General features: G+C 73.1%; 19 protein-coding genes. 13 read left to right on the forward strand and 6 right to left on the reverse strand.

All coding sequences use genetic code 11. The features are described from left to right. Positions 1-239 precede the first annotated feature (239 nt). Complete coding sequence (gene dnaE / locus ACIF8T_RS04080; protein ID WP_400030867.1) at positions 240-3,779, forward strand: DNA polymerase III subunit alpha; 3,540 nt, start codon at positions 240-242, stop codon at positions 3,777-3,779. Between the two features lie 84 nt (positions 3,780-3,863). Here the strand turns inward: dnaE and ACIF8T_RS04085 are convergent, their stop codons facing one another. After that, positions 3,864-4,025 carry a hypothetical protein gene (locus ACIF8T_RS04085; protein ID WP_400030869.1) on the reverse strand — a complete coding sequence of 54 codons (162 nt, stop codon included), beginning with the start codon at positions 4,023-4,025 and terminating at the stop codon, positions 3,864-3,866. A 221-nt stretch (positions 4,026-4,246) separates the two neighbouring features. Here ACIF8T_RS04085 and ACIF8T_RS04090 point away from each other — a divergent pair, with 221 nt between their 5' ends. The 4 genes from ACIF8T_RS04090 to ACIF8T_RS04105 all read left to right on the forward strand — a co-directional run bounded on the left by ACIF8T_RS04090 (position 4,247) and on the right by ACIF8T_RS04105 (position 8,200). Beyond that, a complete protein-coding gene (locus ACIF8T_RS04090) occupies positions 4,247-5,452 on the forward strand; it encodes an NYN domain-containing protein (protein ID WP_400030871.1) in 1,206 nt (401 codons plus the stop codon). Positions 5,453-5,593: 141 nt separating this feature from the next. Beyond that, positions 5,594-6,568, forward strand: coding sequence for an ABC transporter ATP-binding protein (locus tag ACIF8T_RS04095; RefSeq protein ID WP_400031490.1), 975 nt, complete (start codon positions 5,594-5,596; stop codon positions 6,566-6,568). A gap of 104 nt (positions 6,569-6,672) precedes the next feature. Beyond that, a complete protein-coding gene (locus ACIF8T_RS04100; protein WP_400030873.1) occupies positions 6,673-7,494 on the forward strand; it encodes an ABC transporter permease in 822 nt (273 codons plus the stop codon). 34 nt (positions 7,495-7,528) lie between these two features. Then, on the forward strand, positions 7,529-8,200 hold the full coding sequence (locus tag ACIF8T_RS04105; protein ID WP_400030875.1) for an AAA family ATPase: 672 nt from the start codon (positions 7,529-7,531) through the stop codon (positions 8,198-8,200). A gap of 359 nt (positions 8,201-8,559) precedes the next feature. Here ACIF8T_RS04105 and ybaK read toward each other — a convergent pair whose 3' ends face one another. The 4 genes from ybaK to ACIF8T_RS04125 form a co-directional block, all read right to left on the reverse strand. After that, positions 8,560-9,060: a Cys-tRNA(Pro) deacylase gene (gene ybaK, locus ACIF8T_RS04110; RefSeq protein WP_400030877.1), complete on the reverse strand. Its 501-nt coding sequence runs from the start codon at positions 9,058-9,060 to the stop codon at positions 8,560-8,562. A gap of 29 nt (positions 9,061-9,089) precedes the next feature. Then, the gene (locus tag ACIF8T_RS04115; protein ID WP_400030879.1) at positions 9,090-9,830 is read right to left on the reverse strand and encodes an LON peptidase substrate-binding domain-containing protein; all 741 of its coding nucleotides are present in this window, start codon (positions 9,828-9,830) and stop codon (positions 9,090-9,092) included. 11 nt (positions 9,831-9,841) lie between these two features. Further along, positions 9,842-10,909, reverse strand: a complete 1,068-nt coding sequence (locus ACIF8T_RS04120) for a hypothetical protein (RefSeq protein WP_400030881.1) — start codon at positions 10,907-10,909, stop codon at positions 9,842-9,844. Between the two features lie 162 nt (positions 10,910-11,071). Then, positions 11,072-12,649 carry an oxidoreductase gene (locus ACIF8T_RS04125; protein WP_400030883.1) on the reverse strand — a complete coding sequence of 526 codons (1,578 nt, stop codon included), beginning with the start codon at positions 12,647-12,649 and terminating at the stop codon, positions 11,072-11,074. Positions 12,650-12,830: 181 nt separating this feature from the next. On the opposite strand from ACIF8T_RS04125, the gene hisD reads away from it, so the two are divergent. From hisD to hisF, 8 genes are read left to right on the forward strand one after another with little or no spacing between them, the layout of a single operon-like run. Then, positions 12,831-14,156 carry a histidinol dehydrogenase gene (hisD, locus tag ACIF8T_RS04130; protein ID WP_400030885.1) on the forward strand — a complete coding sequence of 442 codons (1,326 nt, stop codon included), beginning with the start codon at positions 12,831-12,833 and terminating at the stop codon, positions 14,154-14,156. After that, positions 14,153-15,259: a histidinol-phosphate transaminase gene (locus ACIF8T_RS04135; RefSeq protein ID WP_400030887.1), complete on the forward strand. Its 1,107-nt coding sequence runs from the start codon at positions 14,153-14,155 to the stop codon at positions 15,257-15,259. Before hisD ends, ACIF8T_RS04135 begins: the two co-directional genes overlap by 4 nt. Beyond that, positions 15,256-15,849 (forward strand): imidazoleglycerol-phosphate dehydratase HisB, encoded by a 594-nt coding sequence (gene hisB / locus ACIF8T_RS04140; RefSeq protein ID WP_400030889.1) that lies wholly within the window; start codon positions 15,256-15,258, stop codon positions 15,847-15,849. The genes ACIF8T_RS04135 and hisB overlap by 4 nt, the downstream gene beginning before the upstream one ends. A gap of 4 nt (positions 15,850-15,853) precedes the next feature. Continuing rightward, positions 15,854-16,018 (forward strand): hypothetical protein, encoded by a 165-nt coding sequence (locus tag ACIF8T_RS04145; RefSeq protein ID WP_400030891.1) that lies wholly within the window; start codon positions 15,854-15,856, stop codon positions 16,016-16,018. After that, the gene (gene hisH, locus ACIF8T_RS04150; RefSeq protein WP_400030893.1) at positions 16,018-16,659 is read left to right on the forward strand and encodes an imidazole glycerol phosphate synthase subunit HisH; all 642 of its coding nucleotides are present in this window, start codon (positions 16,018-16,020) and stop codon (positions 16,657-16,659) included. Before ACIF8T_RS04145 ends, hisH begins: the two co-directional genes overlap by 1 nt. Continuing rightward, positions 16,659-17,387 carry a bifunctional 1-(5-phosphoribosyl)-5-((5-phosphoribosylamino)methylideneamino)imidazole-4-carboxamide isomerase/phosphoribosylanthranilate isomerase PriA gene (gene priA, locus ACIF8T_RS04155; protein ID WP_400030895.1) on the forward strand — a complete coding sequence of 243 codons (729 nt, stop codon included), beginning with the start codon at positions 16,659-16,661 and terminating at the stop codon, positions 17,385-17,387. Before hisH ends, priA begins: the two co-directional genes overlap by 1 nt. Beyond that, a complete protein-coding gene (locus tag ACIF8T_RS04160; RefSeq protein WP_400030897.1) occupies positions 17,384-17,782 on the forward strand; it encodes a RidA family protein in 399 nt (132 codons plus the stop codon). The genes priA and ACIF8T_RS04160 overlap by 4 nt, the downstream gene beginning before the upstream one ends. Before the next feature lie 13 nt (positions 17,783-17,795). Continuing rightward, positions 17,796-18,551 carry an imidazole glycerol phosphate synthase subunit HisF gene (hisF, locus tag ACIF8T_RS04165; protein WP_400030899.1) on the forward strand — a complete coding sequence of 252 codons (756 nt, stop codon included), beginning with the start codon at positions 17,796-17,798 and terminating at the stop codon, positions 18,549-18,551. Positions 18,552-18,662: 111 nt separating this feature from the next. Here hisF and ACIF8T_RS04170 read toward each other — a convergent pair whose 3' ends face one another. Continuing rightward, a complete protein-coding gene (locus ACIF8T_RS04170) occupies positions 18,663-19,298 on the reverse strand; it encodes a TIGR03085 family metal-binding protein (RefSeq protein WP_400030901.1) in 636 nt (211 codons plus the stop codon). Positions 19,299-19,302: the final 4 nt, after the last annotated feature.

Consider the following 19,302-nt stretch of genomic DNA (forward strand, 5'->3'; position numbering starts at 1 on the left):
CGGGTCGGGCGGGCGCGCGCCGGGGGGGGGGGGCGGGGGGGCGGCGGGGGGGGGGGGCGCCGCCCCCCCCCGGCGCCCCGGGGGGGGGGGCGGGGGGCCGCCCCCCCCCCCCCCCACGACGGTACGCGGGCCGACGCCCCGGGTGTCAGTGCCGAGGCATAGACTTCGACGCTGTCCCCCAGACTGCCCGCAGCCTGTCGGACCCCCGTCCATCCGCGTCACTCCTGGAGGCCGCAGCCGTGTCGAAGCCGCCGTTCACGCACCTGCACGTCCACACCCAGTACTCGCTGCTGGACGGTGCCGCGCGGCTGAAGGACATGTTCAACGCCTGCAACGAGATGGGCATGACGCACATCGCCATGTCCGACCACGGCAACCTGCACGGGGCGTACGACTTCTTCCACTCCGCGCAGAAGGCCGGGATCACCCCGATCATCGGGATCGAGGCGTACGTCGCGCCCGAGTCGCGGCGCAACAAGCGCAAGATCCTCTGGGGCCAGCCGCACCAGAAGCGCGACGACGTCTCCGGTTCCGGCGGGTACACCCACAAGACGATCTGGGCCGTGAACAGGACGGGCCTGCACAACCTCTTCCGGCTCTCCTCCGACGCCTACGCCGAGGGCTGGCTGCAGAAGTGGCCCCGGATGGACAAGGAGACCATCGCCCAGTGGTCCGAGGGGCTGGTCGCCTCCACCGGCTGCCCCTCCGGCGAGGTGCAGACCCGGCTGCGCCTCGGCCACTTCGACGAGGCCCTCAAGGCCGCCGCCGACTACCAGGACATCTTCGGCAAGGACCGCTACTTCCTGGAGCTGATGGACCACGGCATCGACATCGAGCACCGGGTCCGCGACGGCCTGCTGGAGATCGGCAGGAAGCTCGGCATCCCCCCGCTGGTCACCAACGACTCGCACTACACGTACGCGCACGAGGCGGGCGCCCACGACGCGCTGCTGTGCATCCAGACCGGCAAGAACCTCTCCGACCCGGACCGCTTCAAGTTCGACGGCACCGGCTACTACCTGAAGTCCACCGAGGAGATGTACGCCATCGACTCCTCGGACGCCTGGCAGGAGGGCTGCGCCAACACGCGGCTGATCGCCGAGATGGTCGACACCACGGGCATGTTCCAGAAGCGCGACCTCATGCCCAAGTTCGACATCCCCGAGGGCTACACCGAGGTCAGCTGGTTCCGCGAGGAGACCCTGCGCGGCATGCACCGCCGCTTCCCGGACGGCATCCCGGACGACCGCATGAAGCAGGTCGAGTACGAGATGGACACCATCATCTCGATGGGCTTCCCGGGCTACTTCCTCGTGGTCGCCGACTTCATCATGTGGGCGAAGAAGCAGGGCATCGCCGTCGGCCCCGGCCGGGGCTCCGCGGCCGGCTCGATCGTCGCCTACGCGCTCGGCATCACCGACCTCGACCCGATCCCGCACGGCCTGATCTTCGAGCGGTTCCTCAACCCCGAGCGCATCTCGATGCCCGACGTCGACATCGACTTCGACGAGCGCCGGCGCGTCGAGGTCATCCGGTACGTGACGGAGAAGTACGGCGCCGACAAGGTCGCCATGATCGGCACGTACGGCACCATCAAGGCCAAGAACGCGATCAAGGACTCCGCGCGCGTGCTGGGCTACCCGTACGCGATGGGCGACCGCATCACCAAGGCGATGCCCGCCGACGTCCTCGGCAAGGGCATCCCGCTGTCCGGCATCACCGACCCGAACCACCCGCGCTACTCGGAGGCGGCCGAGGTCCGGTCGATGTACGAGAACGAGCCGGACGTGAAGAAGGTCATCGACACCGCGCGCGGCGTGGAGGGCCTGGTCCGGCAGATGGGCGTGCACGCCGCCGGCGTGATCATGTCCAGCGAGACCATCACCGAGCACGTCCCCGTCTGGGTCCGGCACACCGACGGCGTGACCATCACGCAGTGGGACTACCCGAGCTGCGAGTCGCTCGGCCTGCTGAAGATGGACTTCCTGGGCCTGCGCAACCTCACGATCATGGACGACGCCGTCAAGATGGTGAAGGCCAACAAGGGGATCGACATCGATCTCCTGAGCCTGCCGCTCGACGACCCCACGACCTTCGACCTGCTCCAGCGCGGCGACACCCTCGGCGTCTTCCAGTTCGACGGCGGCCCCATGCGCTCGCTGCTGCGGCTGATGAAGCCGGACAACTTCGAAGACATCTCCGCCGTGTCGGCCCTGTACCGCCCGGGCCCCATGGGCATGAACTCCCACACGAACTACGCGCTGCGCAAGAACGGGCAGCAGGAGATCACGCCCATCCACCCCGAGCTGGAGGAGCCGCTCAAGGAGGTCCTGGACGTCACCTACGGCCTGATCGTCTACCAGGAGCAGGTGCAGAAGGCCGCCCAGATCATCGCGGGCTACTCGCTCGGCGAGGCAGACATCCTGCGCCGCGTGATGGGCAAGAAGAAGCCCGAGGAGCTGGCGAAGAACTTCACCATCTTCCAGGCCGGCGCCCGCAAGAACGGCTACAGCGACGAGGCCATCCAGGCCCTGTGGGACGTGCTGGTCCCCTTCGCCGGCTACGCGTTCAACAAGGCGCACTCCGCCGCGTACGGCCTGGTCTCCTACTGGACCGCGTACCTGAAGGCGAACCACCCCGCCGAGTACATGGCCGCGCTGCTCACCTCGGTCAAGGACGACAAGGACAAGTCGGCGGTCTACCTCAACGAGTGCCGCCGCATGGGCATCAAGGTGCTCCCGCCGAACGTCAACGAGTCGGAGGCCAACTTCGCCGCCCAGGGCGACGACGTGATCCTCTTCGGCCTCTCCGCGGTCCGCAACGTCGGCACCAACGTCGTCGAGTCGATCATCAAGTGCCGCAAGGCGAAGGGGAAGTACACCTCCTTCCCGGACTACCTCGACAAGGTCGAGGCGGTCGTCTGCAACAAGCGGACCACGGAATCGCTGATCAAGGCGGGCGCCTTCGACTCCATGGGCCACACCCGCAAGGGCCTGACGGCGCAGTACGAGCCGATGATCGACAACGTGGTCGCGGTCAAGCGCAAGGAGGCCGAGGGGCAGTTCGACCTCTTCGGCGGCATGGGCGAGGAGACCAGCAGCGAGCCGGGCTTCGGCCTGGACGTGGAGTTCTCCACCGAGGAGTGGGACAAGACGTACCTGCTCGCCCAGGAGCGGGAGATGCTCGGCCTGTACGTCTCCGACCACCCGCTGTTCGGCCTGGAGCACATCCTGTCCGACAAGGCCGACGCGGGCATCTCCCAGCTCACCGGCGGTGAGCACGCGGACGGCGCGGTCGTCACCATCGGCGGCATCATCTCGGGCCTGCAGCGCAAGATGACCAAGCAGGGCAACGCCTGGGCCATCGCCACGGTCGAGGACCTCGCCGGCTCCATCGAGTGCATGTTCTTCCCCGCGACCTACCAGCTCGTCTCGACCCAACTCGTCGAGGACGCCGTGGTGTTCGTCAAGGGCCGGCTCGACAAGCGCGAGGACGTGCCGCGCCTGGTCGCGATGGAGCTGATGATCCCGGACCTGTCCAACGCGGGCGCCAACGCGCCCGTGGTCCTCACCATCCCGGCCACCCGGGTCACCCCGCCGATGGTCAGCCGCCTCGGCGAGATCCTCAGCCACCACAAGGGCGACAGCGAGGTCAGGATCAAGCTCCAGGGACCGACCAGGACCACCGTGCTGCGCCTGGACCGGCACCGGGTGAAGCCCGACCCGGCGCTCTTCGGCGACCTCAAGGTGCTGCTCGGCCCGTCCTGCCTGGCCGGCTGAGCCGTCACACGCGTGAGGGGCGCCCCCGGTCCGGGTGCGCCCCTCCCTCTCGTGCCCGGGTCCCAACGACCCGTCGTGCCGGGGTCAGTTGTGGCCGAAGCTGCGCTTCCGCTTGCGGGTGGCCACCTCGCCGGGGGCCGTCTCGACGTCGGGCTGGGGCTCCGTCTGCGCGGTGGGCGTCCGTCCGGCCCGCTGGCCGCGTTCGGTCGGTCGCTGCTTACGGTCACGGTTCTTGTTCTTGGCCATGGTGGTGCCTCCTGTGGGGATCTAGGGGCCAGGGCCGGGACCAGATTCACATAGGCTGTGAACGCACGCATGTCGGACAATTACCGTCTGTGACAGGGCTGGTCGGGCGGGGAAGTCCGGAAACGCCACGCCGAAGATCGAGTTCGGGCCGTTAACCCACGCGTCGTCGGGCAGACTCGAAGCAAGCCCGAAGCAAACCTCCCGGAAAGAGGGTGGATCGCGTGGACCGCTGCATCGTCCTGGTGGACGCCGGGTATCTGCTGGGGGCCGCCGCCAGTCTCCTCGCCGGAGAGCCCTCGCGTTCCCGCATCACCGTCGACCACGCCGCCCTCATCCAGGGGCTGCGCGAGCGCGCCGAGTCCGACACGCAGCAGCCGCTGCTGCGCATCTACTGGTTCGACGGCGCCCCCGACCGCGTCCCGCAGCCCGAGCACCGCAGGCTGCGGGTGATGCCCCGGGTCACCGTCCGGCTCGGCGCGCTGACCCGCAGCGACGGCCGCTGGGCGCAGAAGGGCGTGGACGCCGCGATGCAGGCCGAACTCACCGAGCTGGCCCGCAACCGCGCCTGCTCCGACATCGTCCTGGTCACCGGCGACGGCGACCTGCTGCCGGGCATGATGGCCGCCAAGGAGCACGGTGTCGCCGTCCACCTGTGGGCCGTCCAGGCCGCCGACGGCGACTACAACCAGTCCGAGGACCTGGTCGCCGAGGCCGACGAGCGGCGCGTCCTGGACCGCGCGTGGATCACCAAGGCGGTCCGCGCGAAGGAGCTCACCGGGGTGTGCGCGCCACCGCCCGTGCCCCGGCCCGAGATCGCCGCGATCCTCTCCGCGCCGCTGCCCGAGTCCGCGCTCGCCGCGACGGCCGAACGGCCCGCCCCCGAGCCCCGGCACCCCGCCGCCGCGCAGAACGGCACGGCCGAGCGCGCGCCCGCCGCCAAGGTGGTGCCCACCCCGAAGGACCTGGCCGCCCTGCGCGCGCCCGGCCCGAACACCGCGCAGCACCCCGCCACCGCCACCCTGCGCTGGTCCTCCGACAAGGGCTGGGTGGACCGGCCGGCCGCCGAGCCGCCCGAGGCGGCCTCCATGCCGACGCTCGCCCAGCTCACCACGGCCGAGCAGCGCTGGGCCGACCGGGAGGAGGACATCACGACGGTCGGCGGCGACCCCTACGAGGTCGGGCAGGTCTTCGCGCGCCGCTGGGTGGAGCGGCTCGGCGACCACGGCCACCTGCAGAGGCTGTCCGGCATGTACCCGCGCATCCCGCACCGCATCGACGGCGAGCTGCTGCGGTACGCGGCCCGCTTCGGCCTGCTCGCCCACAAGGACGACCAGATCGACGAGCGGGACCGGTACGCGATCCGGGCCGGGTTCTGGCGGGAGGTCGACGTCCGGACGGGGACCGAACGGGCGCACGCGGGGGACTGACCCCGCGCCCCGCCCGGCGGGGTTTTCCTGCCGATTCGCCGTGATGGACCCACCCGGGAACGGGCGGGCGTTCCCGACCCCGTAGGCTCGTCCCTTGTGAGTACGCGCGCGGCACAGGCATTCCGGCACGGTGGTGACGTCGTGTGTGCGGTGCGCGGGCTGACCAAGACCTATCCGGCGGTGCGCGGGCGGCGCGGCACGCCCGGCACGCCCGCGATCCGCGCCACCGACGCCGTGGAACTCGACATCCGGCGCGGCGAGATCTTCGGCCTGCTCGGGCCCAACGGCGCCGGGAAGTCCACCCTCGTACGGCAGCTCACCGGGCTGATGCGGCCGGACCGCGGAAGCGTGGAGATCCTCGGGCACGACATCGTCCGCCATCCCGAGCGGGCCTCGCGCATCCTCGCCTACCTGGGGCAGGAGTCCACCGCCCTGGACGAGCTGACCGTGTCCCTCGCCGCCGAGACCACCGGGCGGCTGCGCGGCCTGGACGTGCGCCGGGCGCGGGCCGAACGGGACGCCGTCCTCGACGAGCTGGGCCTCACGCCGATCGCCGGGCGCCCGCTGAAGAAGCTGTCCGGTGGCCAGCGGCGGCTGGCCTGCTTCGCCGCCGCGCTGGTGGGGGAGCGGCCGCTGCTGGTGCTCGACGAGCCGACCACCGGGATGGACCCGGTGGCGCGGCGGGCGGTGTGGTCCGCCGTCGACCGGCGCCGGGCCGAGCACGGCACGACCGTGCTGCTCGTCACCCACAACGTCATCGAGGCCGAGACCGTGCTGGACCGGGTGGCCGTCCTCGACCGGGGGCGCGTCATCGCCTGCGACTCGCCGGCCGGGCTGAAGGAGAAGGTCGCCGGGGAGGTCCGCGTCGACCTGGTGTGGCGCGAGACGGCACCGCTGCACGTGCCCGAGGTCGCCGCGCTGCGGGACCGGGCCGTGGAGTCGGGGCGCCGCTGGACGCTGCGGCTCGGGCCGGAGGAGGCCCGTACGATCGTCGCCACGGTCACCGGCGGGGCCGCCTTCGCGGCCCTGGACGACTTCACGCTGGCCACGCCGAGCCTGGAGGACGTGTACCTGGCGCTGGGCGGCGCCGCGCAGCAGGGGCTGGTGAAGGTGTGAGCACGCCGGCCCCGGCCGCCCGAGCCGTGAGCGCACGGACCGCCGCATCCGTACGGAACGGGGCGAGGGCCGCGAAGGACCCGAACGAAGGGGAGCAGCGCGACGTGAGTGTCGTACCCGCCGATGTCCTGCCGGGCGGTGCCCTGGCCGGGGCGCAGGCCGCCACCGGACCGGCCGAGCTCGGCCCCCGGGCGCGGCTGTGGCCGTCGCTGGCGGCCGTGTACCGGGCCCAGCTGTCCCGGGCGCGCGTCGCGCGGATCCCGCTGCTGTTCGTGGCGACCTTCCAGTCGGTCGGCATCATGATCCTGATGCGCGGGGTCGTCGACGGCGGCGGCGAGGCGCGGGCGGTGGTCGCCGGGTCCGCGGTGCTCGTCGTGGCCTTCGTCGCGCTGAACCTGCTCGCGCAGTACTTCGGGCAGCTGCGGGCCAGCGGCGGGCTCGACCACTACGCGACGCTGCCGGTGCCGCCGGCCGCGGTGGTGCTGGGGGCGGCGGGCGCGTACGCGTCGTTCACCGTGCCGGGGACCGTGGTGACCGCCGTCTTCGGGTGCGTGCTGTTCGGGCTGCCGCTCGCGCACCTGTGGGTGCTCGCCGCCGTGATCCCGCTCGCGGGCGCCGCGCTCGCCGGGCTGGGGGCGGCGCTGGGGCTGCTCGCGCCGCGGCCGGAGCTGGCCACGCTGCTCGGGCAGCTCGGCATGTCGGCCGCGCTGCTGCTGGGCGTGCTGCCGGCCGAGCGGATGCCGGAGGCGGTGCGGTTCGCGCGGGACCTGCTGCCGTCCACGTACGGGGTCGAGGCCTTCGCGCGGACCTTCGGGCAGGAGCCCGACTGGGCCCGGGTGCTCGGCGACCTCGCCGTGTGCGGGTTCGTCGGCGTCATCTCGCTGGCCGTCGCCACCTGGGCGTACCGGCGGGCCGCCGTCCGGTGACGCGGCGCACGGCCGCGCCTGGCACGATGTCAGGGTGACCGCACCTCTGACTCCGCCACCGCACGAGCACTCCACGTACCAGGAATGGCAGGTGCCGCCCGCCGGTCCCGACGCGAAGACCGGCGCGTACGAACAGGACGGCCCCGGGATGAAGACCGAAGTGCGGGAGGCCGTCGTCACCGCGGTCGCGGTGGCGCTCGGCGGGGTGCTGCTCGGGGTGCTGTGGTGGTGGCTGGCGCCGCGCGTGCCGCTGGTCGGTGAGGTGACGGACGGCAACTGGGTCGTCTACCTCAAGGAGACCGAGGGCGAGCAGGCCGTCGGAGGGGACGGAACGTTCACCCTGCTGGCGCTGGCCTTCGGCGCGCTCAGCGCGCTGGCCGTCTTCGCCGTGCGGCGCCGCGGCGGGGTGCCGCTGGTGGCGGGGCTCGGCGTCGGGGGGCTGCTCGGGGCGCTGCTGGCCTGGCGGACCGGGGTCTGGCTCGGGCCCGCGCAGGACGTCGTCGCGCACGCCAGGGAGGTGGGCCGGGGCGTCACGTTCTCCGCGCCGCTCCGGCTGGAGGCCAAGGGGGCGCTGCTGGCCTGGCCGCTCGGCGCGCTGGTGCTGCACCTCGGGCTGACGGCGATGTTCGGGCCGCGCGACCCCGAGCCGGTGTACCCGGAGCCGGGACACCCGCAGGACCCGTACGGGGGGCCGCCGGCGGCCTAGGGGCTGTCGTTCGGATCACGCCGCGGACGCGGGGCCCGGCCCGCGCGTCCGCGGCGTCGTCGTCGGTCGCCGGTGCTCCGCACCGCCGCCCTCCTGCGCCGTGCGGCCGCACGCACCGGGCCCGCTCACCGGCGCCGACGACCTACGGCCGATTCCCCGCGACCTGACCCGGACGACAGTCCCCAGCGCCCGGTCCGGGTCCCGGGAGGGGGAGCCGACTCCCCGGGCGGCTGTGCGGGCCGCCTGCCGCGGCCGGGCGGCCCGTCTCCGCGTACGGCGCCGGTCTCCGCGTACGGCGCCGGTCTCCGCGTACGGCGCCGGTCTCCGCGTACGGAGACGGCAGGGGCGCCCGGTCGGGGTCACGCACGTCCGACGGGGGCGAGGACCGCCTGGGTGAGCTTCGCCAGGTCGTCGGGCGCGAGCTCGACCTCCAGGCCGCGGCGGCCCGCCGAGACGCAGATCGTCTCGTGCCGGGCGGCCGAGTCGTCCAGGACCGTCGGCAGCTTCCTGCGCTGGCCGAGCGGGGAGATGCCGCCCCGGACGTAGCCGGTCACGCGCTCGGCGAGGGCCGGGTCCGCCATCGCGGCCCGCTTGCCGCCGACCGCCGCCGCCAGGGCCTTCAGGTCCAGCTGGCCCGCCACGGGCACCACCGCGACCGTCAGGGCGCCGTCGACGTCCGCGACCAGCGTCTTGAAGACCCGGTCGGGGGAGACGCCCGTCGCCTCGGCCGCCTCCTCGCCGTACGACGGGTGGGAGGGGTCGTGGTCGTAGGAGTGGACCGTGAACGCCACTCCGGCCGCCGTGAGCGCCACCGTCGCGGGCGTGCCGCCCGGCTGCTGCTTCTTCGCCTTCTTCGCCATCCGGCCTGTTCCCCAGAGAAGTGCTCGTGTCAGTTCAGACTCGTCGGGCCGCGCGTCAGGTCCGACGCCGGCAACGACGGCAGACTACGGAGGATCGCCGTCTCGGAGCGAAGGAGTTTCAGCTCGTCGCGCAGCCGGGAGGCGGTGTCCGGGGCCTGGAGCAGGCGCTGCTTGGTCGGGGTGTCCAGCATCATCGCGGCGGCCACCAGGTAGGAGACGACCCCCGGCTCGTCGGGCAGCTCGGCGCCGGACGCCAGCGACCGCTCCCGGGCGCCCGCCAGCCGCTTCTGGTACTGGCGGAAGGACCGCAGCACCCCCTCGGCCAGCGGGCCCGGCTCGTCGCCCGGCTCCTCGGCCAGGGTCTCCAGCTCGGCCGTCAGGAAGGGGCCGGACGCGTCGACCGACAGCAGCCGCACCCGGGTCGTCCCGGTCGCCAGCACCTCGAAGGTGCCGTCGGCCCGCTCGCGGACGGTCGCCGCGTCGGCGACGCAGCCCACCCCGTACAGCGCCTTGAGCGGGTCGGGGCCGAAGCCGGCCGCGGGCCCGAGCTCGGGCAGCGCCGTCGGGTCCGGCATGCCCGGGGCGCTGGGCGCCACCTCGTGGCCGTCGCGGATCGCCACGACGGCGAACCGGCGCGGCTCGTCCTCCGGGGTCTTCAGCAACTCGCGCATCATCGCGCGATAGCGCTCCTCGAAGACGTTGAGGGGAAGCACGAGGCCCGGGTAGAGCACCGAGTTCAGGGGGAAGAGCGGAAGCCGGACGGTGGTCACGACGCAAGAGCCTAATGGTCGCCCGAGCGGACGCGTCCGTCGTGTTCACTGGGTGGATGCCACGGGCCCGGCGGATGCCAGGGATCCACCGGGCGTCCCGGCCGGCGTCCGGCCTGCGCGGCCCGGACGTCGTCGCGCACCCGCAGGTAGTGGCCGAGCGGGTCGTCCGACAGCCGGTCCCAGGGGAAGGACGTGGCGTACGGGCCGTTCAGGCGCAGCTGCTCCGCGGCGTCCGCCCAGCGCTCCAGGCGGACCAGGACGCACAGCAGCAGGTTCCGGGTCCGGGCCGGCCAGGGGTCGGCGGCCGGGAGCCGGGCGGACAGGGCGATGGCCCGGTCGGCCGCCGCGTCCAGCCGCGCGCGCGGCACCTCGGGCCCGCAGCCGTCGGTGAGGTAGGCGAAGGCGGCCTGCAGCGGCAGCGCTTGGACGAGCGCCCCGGCCGGCGCGTCCTGCGCGGCCCGGTCGGCGAAGTCGAAGCACTCCCGGTGCGAACCGTGCCAGTACTCGGCCAGGTACCGCAGGGCCGCCACGTGGCAGCCGTAGTGGTGCGGGGCGCGGCGCACGGCCGCCGCCCACAGCTCCTCGAAGTACGTGTGCCCGGCCCGTGCGCCGCGCGCGTGGTCCAGCGCCACCCGCCACGGCACCGGGTCGAGGCCGTCGGCCCGCGCGGCGGCCGTGATCAGCGGGCTGACCTCGCGCAGCGCCTCGGTCCGGGCGGGGGACCGCCAGGCCCGGTCCACCGCCAGCTGGGCCGCGACCAGCAGCGCGCCGGGGTCGTGCGGGGCGGCGGCGCGCCAGGCGTCGAGCCACTCGGGACGCGCGTGCGCGAACGCGGCCAGCCGGGTGGCGTACCGGTCGCGGCGCTCCCACTCGGCGGCGGCGCGGGTGGCGGCGAGCAGCGCGGCGGGGGTGTCGTACCTGCCGTCCGCGGCCGCGACCAGGGCCGGGGCGAGCCGGGCGTCGGGCGCGTCGAGGAGCACCTCGTCGTCGGCGCGGGGCGCGTCGGCGGGGTGCGCGGCGGTCCTGGTCCTCCGCGTCGCGCGGATGAACGGGTGCAGCAGAGCCATGGTGCCGACCATTGAAAGACCGCTGGTCACCACGGCGCCAGACCCGAGCCGCAACTCGTGCAAAGTTGTACGCCGGAAGGTCAAAGAGGCGCAAAATGGTGACTGTTCAACCACAACAGCCACACATACCTCACAAGGGCTCCCGGGACGGCGTGCGGGCCGCCCGCCGGGCTCTCAGTTGCGCCGCAGCAGCCGCGTCGCCCCCGCCGCCACCGTCGTCGCCAGCACCCAGCCGAGCAGGACCAGCGCCGCGGCCAGCCACTGCCAGCCGCCCCGCAGCCGCCAGAACCCCACCTGGCCCAGGTCGATGACCGGCAGCAGCAGGTCGAGCGCGAACAGGGCCGGGTTCCGGGCGGAGTGCTCGCCGCTCTCGAGGGGCGGGTGCTCGACGCGCGCGAAGGCCACCGTGCCGGCCGCCCACAGCACCGCCATCCACACCGCGGCCCGGCCCGGCCGGTAGCCGTAGGCGACCGTCCAGTCCTGCGCGTACCCCCACAGCTTGGCGGCCGGCGGCAGGCTCTCGCGGCGCCGGCGCTGCTTGGCGAGCAGCACCTCGCGGGCGTCCTCGTCCTCGCCGCCGGCCCGCAGCACCGCGGCCAGGCGCTCGTACGGCTCCGGGTTGTACTCGGCGGTCGCCGCGGCCACCCAGTCCAGCCGCTCGGCGAGCGGGAACGGCCCGCGCGGCACCAGGTTCTCGTAGGTGAAGCCGCCCATGTGCAGCCGGCCCGGGCCCGGCCAGCTGTCCGCCCGGTCCATCAGGTTGACCACCCGCGCCCCCGACAGCACCACGCGCCCGCGGGCCGGCCGCTCCCCGAGGAAGCGCAGCTCCGGGGTCTGCACCCGGCGCAGCGACAGCTCCTGGTCCTCGGTGAGCACGAACCGGGCCGCCTCCAGGTCCAGGGCGTCCCCGAACCGCCCGTCGTCCAGCCGCATCCCGCCCTGGCACTCGAACCGCTGCACGCGCGTGCCGCGCGCCGGGGTCATGCCGCTCATCGCCTGGGCGCCGAGCCCCGCCGGGGTGAGGTACAGGGTGCGCTCGACGGTGAGCTGGGGCGCGTTCAGCGCGAGCCGCGTGTACGGGTTGAGGAGCCGGGCGCCGCGCAGGCTGAGCGAGACGCCGATCTTCGCGCTGCGCAGGCTGATCTCGCCGTGCGACTCCAGCATCTCCGCCTGGAGGTCCTGGCCCACGGTCATGCCGTCCGCGGCGATCGAGCGGCCGCTGCGGTCGCGGTGCACGACCGCCTGGTTCAGCAGCAGGTCCGTGCCGATCTGCGCGTCGGTGAGCCGGATGCCGTGGTGGAACCGGGAGCGCGGCAGGTGCAGGTCGCCCTCGGTGTGCAGCCGGGCGGCCTCCAGGCGCGGCACCGAGCAGTCCACCAGCCGGACGGTGGTGAAGCGGGACTCCGGCAGCAGGACCTCCCGCTCGAAACGGCAGTCGCGCAGCTCCACGTACGGCCCGACCGTGCCGCCCGCGAGGTCCATCGTGCCGCTGACCTGCACGCCGACCAGCTTGAGCGACGCCACCCGGCCCGCCAGGGCGGGCGGCCCGTCCAGCAGCAGCCAGCAGATGATCCGGGCCCGCACGGTCCGCTCCGGTCCCCAGGGGTGGCCGCCGTGCGGGTCGTCGGCGGCCGGGTCGCCGCTGCTCAGGTCGTACACGCTGCCGTTGCGGAAGGCCTGCCACATGCCGGCCTCGGCGGCGGTCAGGTCGTCCGGCAGATCCCCGGCGCGCACGCCGGCCCCCTCGGTCACGGTTCTTCCTTCCTCCCTCAGGTACTCGCCGGTTCGTTCCTTCGTACATCCGGTCATGCCCGCTGTGTGACACGCCCAACACTCCGGGTGAGGGGGCATCTTCCGTGCCGCGCGGCCGTTCCCGTATCAGCCACTGAAACGTGCGACCGAGTCACCGTGGACGTCTGAGAGAATTGGGACCGTGATCTCCCGAATCGATCTGCGCGGCGACGCCCTTCCCGAGGGCCCCGCCCTGCGCGACCTGCTGCCCCGAGCCGACTTCGACGTGGCGGCCGCCCTGGAGAAGGTGCGGCCGATCTGCGAGGCCGTGCATCATCGGGGCGACGCGGCGCTGGTCGACTTCGCCGAGAAGTTCGACGGCGTGCGGCTGGAGCGGGTGCGGGTGCCGGCCGAGGCGCTCGCCCGCGCCCTCGACGAGCTGGACCCGGCCGTGCGCGCGGCCCTGGAGGAGTCCATCCGCCGCGCCCGCCTCGTGCACCGCGCGCAGCGCCGCGCCACCCACACCACCCAGGTGGTGCCCGGCGGCTCGGTGACCGAGAAGTGGGTGCCGGTGGAGCGCGTGGGGCTGTACGCGCCGGGCGGCCGCTCGGTCTACCCGTCCTCCGTGGTCATGAACGTGGTGCCCGCCCAGGAGGCCGGCGTCGGGTCCGTCGCGCTCGCCTCCCCGGCGCAGGCCGAGTTCGGCGGTCTGCCGCACCCGACGATCCTCGCCGCGTGCGCGCTGCTCGGCGTCGACGAGGTCTACGCCGCCGGCGGCGCCACCGCCGTCGCGATGTTCGCCTACGGCACCGAGTCCTGCCCGCCCGCGAACATGGTCACCGGCCCCGGCAACATCTGGGTCGCCGCCGCCAAGCGCTACTTCACCGGCCGGATCGGCATCGACGCCGAGGCCGGCCCGACCGAGATCGCGATCCTCGCGGACTCCACCGCCGACCCGGTGCACGTGGCCTCCGACCTGATCAGCCAGGCCGAGCACGACCCGCTGGCGGCGGCCGTCCTGGTCACCGACTCCGAGGACCTCGCGGCCGCGGTGGAGAAGGAGCTGGAGCCGCAGGTCGCGGCCAGCAAGCACGTCGAGGACCGGATCCGCCCGGCGCTGTCCGGCCGGCAGTCCGCGATCGTGCTCGTCGACGGCCTCGACGAGGGCCTGCGCGTGGTCGACGCGTACGGCGCCGAGCACCTGGAGATCCAGACCGCCGACGCCGCCGCGGTCGCCGACCGCGTGAAGAACGCCGGCGCGATCTTCGTCGGCCCCTGGGCGCCCGTCTCGCTCGGCGACTACGCGGCCGGCTCCAACCACGTCCTGCCCACCGGCGGCTGCGCCTGCCACTCCTCGGGCCTGTCCGTCCAGTCCTTCCTGCGCGGCATCCACATCGTCGACTACACGCAGGACGCGCTGGCCGAGGTCGCGCACCACGTGGTGACGCTGGCGGAGGCGGAGGACCTGCCCGCGCACGGCGCGGCGATCAAGGCCCGGTTCGGCTGGAAGGTTCCCGAGAGCAAGTGACCCGCATCGACGATCTCCCCGTCCGGGACGAGCTGCGCGGCAAGTCCCCCTACGGCGCGCCCCAGCTGGACGTCCCCGTACGGCTGAACACCAACGAGAACCCCTACCCGCTGCCCGAGCCGCTGGTCGAGCGGATCGCCGAGCGCGTCCGCGAGGCCGCCCGCACCCTCAACCGCTACCCGGACCGGGACGCGGTCGAGCTGCGCACCCGGCTCGCCGAGTACCTGACGAAGACGACCGGCCACCCGGTCGGCCCGGACAACGTGTGGGCGGCCAACGGCTCCAACGAGGTCATCCAGCAGTTGCTGCAGACCTTCGGCGGACCGGGCCGCACGGCGATCGGCTTCGAGCCGTCGTACTCGATGCACGCCCTCATCGCGCGCGGCACGGGCACGGGCTGGATCTCCGGCCCGCGGGGCGAGGACTTCACCATCGACCTGGCCGCCGCCGAGCGGGCGATCGCCGAGCACCGGCCGGACGTCGTCTTCGTCACCACCCCCAACAACCCCACCGGCACCGCGGTGCCGCCCGGGACGGTCCGCGCGCTGTACGACGCCGCGCAGGCGGCCAAGCCGTCCATGGTGATCGTGGACGAGGCGTACATCGAGTTCAGCCACGGCGACTCGCTGCTGCCGCTCCTGGAGGGCCGCCCGCACCTGGTCGTCTCCCGCACGATGTCCAAGGCGTTCGGCGCGGCGGGCCTGCGCCTGGGCTACCTCGCCGCGCACCCGGCCGTCGTGGACGCCGTCCAGCTCGTCCGGCTGCCGTACCACCTGTCGGCCGTGACCCAGGCCACCGCGCTGGCCGCCCTGGAACACACGGACACGCTGCTCGGTTACGTGGAACAGCTGAAGGCCGAGCGGGACCGCCTGGTCGACGAGCTGCGCGCGATCGGCTACGAGGTGACCGCCTCCGACGCGAACTTCGTGCAGTTCGGACGGTTCGCCGACGCGCACGGGACCTGGCAGAGGATCCTCGACCGGGGCGTGCTGGTCCGGGACAACGGCGTGCCGGGGTGGCTGCGGGTCACCGCCGGCACCCCCGAAGAGAACGACGCGTTCCTCGACGCGGTCCGTGAACTGAAGAAGGAGCAGAACGCATGAGCCGCGTGGGACGCGTGGAGCGCACGACCAAGGAGACCTCGGTCCTCGTCGAGATAGACCTCGACGGCACCGGCAAGACCGACATCGCGACCGGCGTCGGCTTCTACGACCACATGCTCGACCAGCTCGGCCGGCACGGTCTGTTCGACCTGACCGTCAAGACCGAGGGCGACCTGCACATCGACTCCCACCACACCATCGAGGACTCCGCCCTCGCGCTGGGCGCCGCCTTCCGGCAGGCCCTCGGCGACAAGGTGGGCATCTACCGCTTCGGCAACTGCACGGTCCCGCTGGACGAGTCCCTCGCCCAGGTCACCGTCGACCTGTCCGGCCGCCCCTACCTCGTGCACACCGAGCCCGAGAAGATGGCGCCGATGATCGGCGAGTACGACACCACGATGACCCGGCACATCCTGGAGTCCTTCGTCGCCCAGGCGCAGATCGCGCTGCACGTGCACGTGCCCTACGGGCGCAACGCGCACCACATCGTGGAGTGCCAGTTCAAGGCGCTCGCCCGGGCCCTGCGGTACGCGTCCGAGCGCGACCCGCGCGCGGCCGGCATCCTGCCGTCCACGAAGGGCGCGCTGTAAGCCCATGAACGGACTGTCCACCGTCCTGATCGTCGTCGGCCTGTTCCTGGTCGGCGGCATCATCTCCTTCGTCAAGCAGCAGATGCCCAGGAGCCTGATCGTGCTGCTCTCGGTCGGCGCCGCGATGTGCCTGATCGCGGGCGTCGTGCGGCTGGAGGTGTGGAACTGATGAGCACCGCCAAGAAGGTCGTGGTCTTCGACTACGGCTTCGGCAACGTCCGCTCCGCCGAGCGCGCCCTCGCGCGCACCGGGGCCGACGTCGAGATCACCCGCGACTACGACCGGGCCATGAACGCCGACGGCCTGCTGGTCCCCGGCGTCGGCGCCTTCGCCGCCTGCATGAAGGGGCTGAAGGAGGCGCGCGGCGACTGGATCATCGAGCGCCGGCTGTCCGGCGGCCGCCCGGTGATGGGCATCTGCGTCGGCATGCAGATCCTCTTCGCCCGCGGCATCGAGCACGGCGTGGAGAGCGAGGGCCTCGACGAGTGGCCCGGCGCGGTCGAGCCGCTCCAGGCCGAGATCGTGCCCCACATGGGCTGGAACACCGTCGACGTCCCGGCCGGCTCCGAGCTGTTCGCCGGCCTCGACGCCGACGCCCGCTTCTACTTCGTGCACTCCTACGCCGTCCACGACTGGTCCCTGGAGACGCACAACCCGGCCTTCGCCGCCCCCAAGGTCACCTGGTCCACGCACGGCAAGCCGTTCGTCGCCGCCGTCGAGAACGGCGCCCTGTGGGCCACGCAGTTCCACCCCGAGAAGTCCGGCGACGCCGGAGCCCAGCTGCTGAACAACTGGATCGGAACCCTCTGATGGCTTCGAAGCTCGAACTCCTCCCCGCCGTCGACGTCCGCGACGGCCAGGCGGTCCGCCTGGTGCACGGCGAGTCCGGTACGGAGACCTCCTACGGCTCCCCGCTGGAGGCCGCCCTCGCCTGGCAGCGGTCGGGCGCCGAGTGGCTGCACCTGGTCGACCTGGACGCCGCGTTCGGCACCGGGGACAACCGCGAGCTGATCGCCGAGGTCGCGAAGGCGATGGACATCAAGGTGGAGCTCTCCGGCGGCATCCGCGACGACGACACCCTCGCCGCCGCCCTCGCCACCGGCTGCACCCGCGTGAACCTGGGCACCGCCGCGCTGGAGACCCCCGAGTGGGTCGCCAAGGTCATCGCCGAGCACGGCGACAAGATCGCGGTCGGCCTCGACGTCCGCGGCACCACCCTGCGCGGGCGCGGCTGGACCCGCGACGGCGGCGACCTCTACGAGACGCTGGAGCGCCTGAACAAGGAGGGCTGCGCCCGCTACGTCGTCACCGACATCGCCAAGGACGGCACGCTCCAGGGCCCGAACCTGGAGCTGCTGAAGAACGTGTGCGCGGCCACCGACCGCCCGGTCGTGGCGTCGGGCGGCGTGTCGTCGCTGGACGACCTGCGCGCGATCGCCGAGCTGGTCCCGCTCGGTGTCGAGGGCGCGATCGTAGGGAAGGCGCTGTACGCAAAGGCGTTCACCCTGGAAGAGGCCTTGGAGGCTGTGTCGTCATGATGTCGGAAGCCGTGCGGCGCGTGCAGAGCGGAAGTCCCTGGGAAGAGTCCTTCGGTTTCTCACGCGCCGTCGCGGCGGGCGACCGGGTGCTGGTCGCCGGCACGACCGCCTTCAAGGGCGACGTGCTCCACGGCGACGGCGACCCGTACGAACAGGCCAAGGTGGCCTTCACCACCGCGCTGGAGGCGATCGGCGAGTTCGGGCTCGGCATCGAGTCCGTGCTCCGCACCCGTGTGTACCTGGCACACGCACGGGACGTCGACGCGGTGGGGCGGGCCCACAAGGAGCTGTTCGACGCCGTACGCCCGGTCACGACCCTGCTGGTCGTGCAGGGCTTCATCGACTCCCGGGTCCTGGTGTCGGTGGAAGTGGAAGCACTCAGAGGGACACACTAGAGGAGCACGATTCATGACCCTGGCGGTCCGAGTCATCCCCTGCCTGGACGTGGACAACGGCCGGGTCGTCAAGGGCGTCAACTTCCAGAACCTGCGCGACGCGGGCGACCCCGTCGAGATGGCCAAGGTGTACGACGCCGAGGGCGCCGACGAGCTGACGTTCCTCGACATCACCGCCTCGTCGGGCAACCGCGAGACGACGTACGACGTGGTGCGCCGCACGGCCGAGCAGGTCTTCATCCCGCTGACGGTCGGCGGCGGCGTGCGCACCGCCGAGGACGTGGACCGGCTGCTGCGGGCCGGCGCCGACAAGGTCGGCGTGAACACCGCCGCCATCGCCCGCCCGGAGCTGATCCGCGAGATCGCCGAACGCTTCGGCCGGCAGGTCCTGGTCCTCTCGGTCGACGCCCGCCGCACGGAGTCGGGCTCCTTCGAGGTGACCACGCACGGCGGCCGGCGCGGCACCGGCATCGACGCCGTCGAGTGGGCGCACCGCGCCGCCGAGCTCGGCGCGGGCGAGATCCTGCTCAACTCGATGGACGCGGACGGCACCAAGGACGGCTACGACCTGGAGATGATCGCGGCGGTCCGCAAGCACGTGACCGTCCCCGTCATCGCCTCGGGCGGCGCCGGCAAGCTGGCCGACTTCCCCCCGGCCGTCGCGGCGGGCGCCGACGCGGTCCTCGCGGCGTCGGTCTTCCACTTCGGCGACCTGCGCATCGGCCAGGTCAAGGAGACCCTCCGCGGAGCGGGGCACCCCGTCCGCTGAGACCCGTCCCGGGCCCCGGCCGCGCGGGTGCGGCCGGGGTTTTCCGCCGGCACGCGGGGAGCGCTCCGGGCCCCCGCGCCGCGCCGGGCCGCTCCGGCGATCCGGCGGGGCTCAGATGCCGAGCTGCCTGCTCTCGCGGAGCTTGGCGACGGCGTTCTCGTCGCCGGTCAGGTCGACCCTGGCGGCGTTCTGGCGGCCGTACAGGAAGAGCACCAGTTCGGACGGCTCGCCGGTCACCGTGACCACCGGGGTGCCGCGCTGGGCGACCGCGGTCTGGCCGTCCGGGCGGCGCAGCACCAGGCCCGTGGGCACGCCGCGGCCCATCAGGCGGGCGCTGCGCTCCAGGCGCGACCACAGGGCGTCCTGGAGGACCGGGTCCAGCTCGCGCGGCGTCCACTCCGGCTGGGCGCGCCGGACGTCCTCGGCGTGGACGTAGTACTCGACGAGGTTCGACAGCTCGTCGACCGGCTTGAACGCGAACGGCGAGAACCGCGGCGGACCCGTACGGACCAGCTGGACGAGCTCCTCGTACGGCTTGGCGGTGTACTCCGCCATCACCCGCTCCAGGCGCGGCGCGAGCTGCTTGACCAGGATGCCGCCGGCCGCGTCGGGGCGGCGCTCGCGCACCACCACGTGGGCGGCCAGGTCACGGGTCGTCCAGCCCTCGCACAGGGTGGGCGCGTCCGGACCCGCCGTCTCCAACAGGTCGGCCAGGAGAAGTCGTTCACGCTTGGCATGGGTCGACATGGGG

The organism is Streptomyces sp. NPDC085946 (genome assembly GCF_044540485.1).
GTDB lineage: Bacteria > Actinomycetota > Actinomycetes > Streptomycetales > Streptomycetaceae > Streptomyces.

Bases quoted from the DNA above. Each gene is read 5' to 3' on its own strand.
- ACIF8T_RS04085 (WP_400030869.1), bottom strand. From the start codon at position 4,025: ATGGCCAAGAACAAGAACCGTGACCGTAAGCAGCGACCGACCGAACGC.
- ybaK (WP_400030877.1), bottom strand. From the start codon at position 9,060: ATGGCGAAGAAGGCGAAGAAGCAGCAGCCGGGCGGCACGCCCGCGACG.
- ACIF8T_RS04120 (WP_400030881.1), bottom strand. From the start codon at position 10,909: ATGGTCGGCACCATGGCTCTGCTGCACCCGTTCATCCGCGCGACGCGG.
- hisB (WP_400030889.1), top strand. From the start codon at position 15,256: ATGAGCCGCGTGGGACGCGTGGAGCGCACGACCAAGGAGACCTCGGTC.
- ACIF8T_RS04145 (WP_400030891.1), top strand. From the start codon at position 15,854: ATGAACGGACTGTCCACCGTCCTGATCGTCGTCGGCCTGTTCCTGGTC.
- hisH (WP_400030893.1), top strand. From the start codon at position 16,018: ATGAGCACCGCCAAGAAGGTCGTGGTCTTCGACTACGGCTTCGGCAAC.
- priA (WP_400030895.1), top strand. From the start codon at position 16,659: ATGGCTTCGAAGCTCGAACTCCTCCCCGCCGTCGACGTCCGCGACGGC.
- ACIF8T_RS04160 (WP_400030897.1), top strand. From the start codon at position 17,384: ATGATGTCGGAAGCCGTGCGGCGCGTGCAGAGCGGAAGTCCCTGGGAA.
- hisF (WP_400030899.1), top strand. From the start codon at position 17,796: ATGACCCTGGCGGTCCGAGTCATCCCCTGCCTGGACGTGGACAACGGC.
- ACIF8T_RS04170 (WP_400030901.1), bottom strand. From the start codon at position 19,298: ATGTCGACCCATGCCAAGCGTGAACGACTTCTCCTGGCCGACCTGTTG.